This is a genomic window from Anaerovirgula multivorans, assembly GCF_900188145.1.
Classification (GTDB): domain Bacteria; phylum Bacillota; class Clostridia; order Peptostreptococcales; family Natronincolaceae; genus Anaerovirgula; species Anaerovirgula multivorans.
In genome coordinates, this window is record NZ_FZOJ01000090.1 from 1 (window position 1) to 1,953 (window position 1,953).

Genomic DNA, 1,953 nt, shown 5'->3' on the forward strand with positions numbered 1-1,953 from the left:
CGGGAGTTTGACAGTTGTAAATTTCAAAACCCATTCAAAAGCTTGAAAAGGCTTATTTTTTTTATGTTTTTTCATTTTTATATAGCGCACTTTGTCGCACTGTGTTATAATATAGATAACAGGAGGTGTTGTTAAATGAGACTCAAGGTAAGCAAATCTAAAAATTCAGCTTCACTTTATGTAATAAAATCTGTTTATAACAGCAAAACTCAATCAAATTCTTCAGTGATTGTTGAGAAGCTTGGAACAGAAGCTGAACTCAGAGACAAATTAAATGGACAAGATCCTTATGAGTGGGCTAAAAAGTACATTGCAGAACTTAATGAAAAAGAAAAAGAAGAAACTAGCAAAGTCATGGTGCAATACTCACCCACTAAGCTCATTGACAAAGAAAAGCAACGTTCTTTTAATGGTGGCTACTTATTTCTTCAAAAAACTTATCACGAGCTTGGGCTTCACAACATCTGTAAGGAAATTTCAAAGCGTCACAAGTTCACTTATAACCTTGATTCTATTCTTTCAAGGCTCCTCTACGGAAGAATTATTTTCCCAAGTTCTAAGCTTTCAACTTATAACTTAGCATCAACCTTTTTAGAAGAGCCAGATTTTGAAATTCAGCATATTTATAGGGCACTTGAAGTTATTTCAAAGGAAACGGACTTCATTCAATCAGAACTCTATAAAAATAGCCAAAAACTTTCTAAGCGAAATTCAGGCATTCTATATTATGACTGTACAAATTATTTCTTTGAGATTGAACAAGAGCAAGGCCTAAAACAATATGGCTATTCTAAGGAGCATAAACCGAACCCCATCGTTCAAATGGGGCTTTTCATGGATGGGGATGGGATTCCACTAGCTTTTAGCATCACTAAGGGCAATACCAATGAGCAGCTGACTTTAAAGCCTTTAGAACAAAAAATCCTAGATGACTTTAAACTCTCAAAATTTGTTGTCTGCACTGATGCAGGCCTAGCTTCAAATGACAATAGAAAATTTAATGACCAGGGACAGCGTGCTTTTATCACCACCCAATCTGTCAAAAAACTTAAAAAACACCTCAAAGCCTGGGCCCTGTCTACTGAAGGATGGCGTTTAAGCTGCGATAACAAGCTCTATGATATCTCTGATATCGAAGAAGACAAGTTTATAGACAAAACTTTCTATAAAGAGCGCTGGATTAAAGAAAATGATTTGGAACAGAAATTGATTGTCACTTATTCAATCAAATATAGAGATTATCAAAGAAAGATTCGAAATGGACAAATTGACCGTGCCCTTAAGGTCATTGAAACAAACCCTTCAAAGCTTAAAAAAAGCCATCAGAACGATTACAAACGGTTTATTGGAAAAACCAGTGTTACACCAGATGGTGAAGTTGCAGAAAAGGATCTCTATAGTCTTGATTTAGAAGTTATTGCAAAAGAAGAAGCTTATGATGGCTTTTATGCAGTATGCACCAACTTAGAGGATGAGGCCTCTGAAATTATCAAGGTTAACCATAGACGTTGGGAGATTGAAGAATGCTTTAGAATTATGAAAAGCGAATTTAAAGCAAGACCTGTGTATTTAACCAGAGATGATCGTATAGAAGCACATTTTACAACTTGTTTCTTAGCAATGGTACTCTACAGATATCTTGAAAAGCGACTAGATAGTAAGTTCACCTGTTCTGAAATTGTACGAGGGTTAAGGGATATGAATTTTTACCAAATCCCTGGCGATGGCTATATTCCAACTTATATGCGAACGGATTTTACAGACGCTCTTCACGAGGCTTTTGGCTTTAGAACAGATTATCAAATCATTAAAAATACTCAGATGAAAAAAATTTTTAAGGACACGAAAAATTAAAAAAAGTACGCAGTTTTTGAACACACAACAAAAGCTTGAATCCTAGTATTTACAATAGGTTTCAAGCTTTTTATCCTTTTCAACTGTCAAAGACGGGAT

1 protein-coding gene is annotated in these 1,953 nt (G+C 35.1%); it reads left to right on the forward strand.

What is annotated here, in order from left to right; translation table 11 throughout:
* Positions 1-135 precede the first annotated feature (135 nt).
* Entirely contained in the window at positions 136-1,854 is a 1,719-nt protein-coding gene (locus CHB72_RS25690; protein WP_089285688.1) for an IS1634 family transposase, read from the forward strand.
* Positions 1,855-1,953 lie beyond the last annotated feature (99 nt).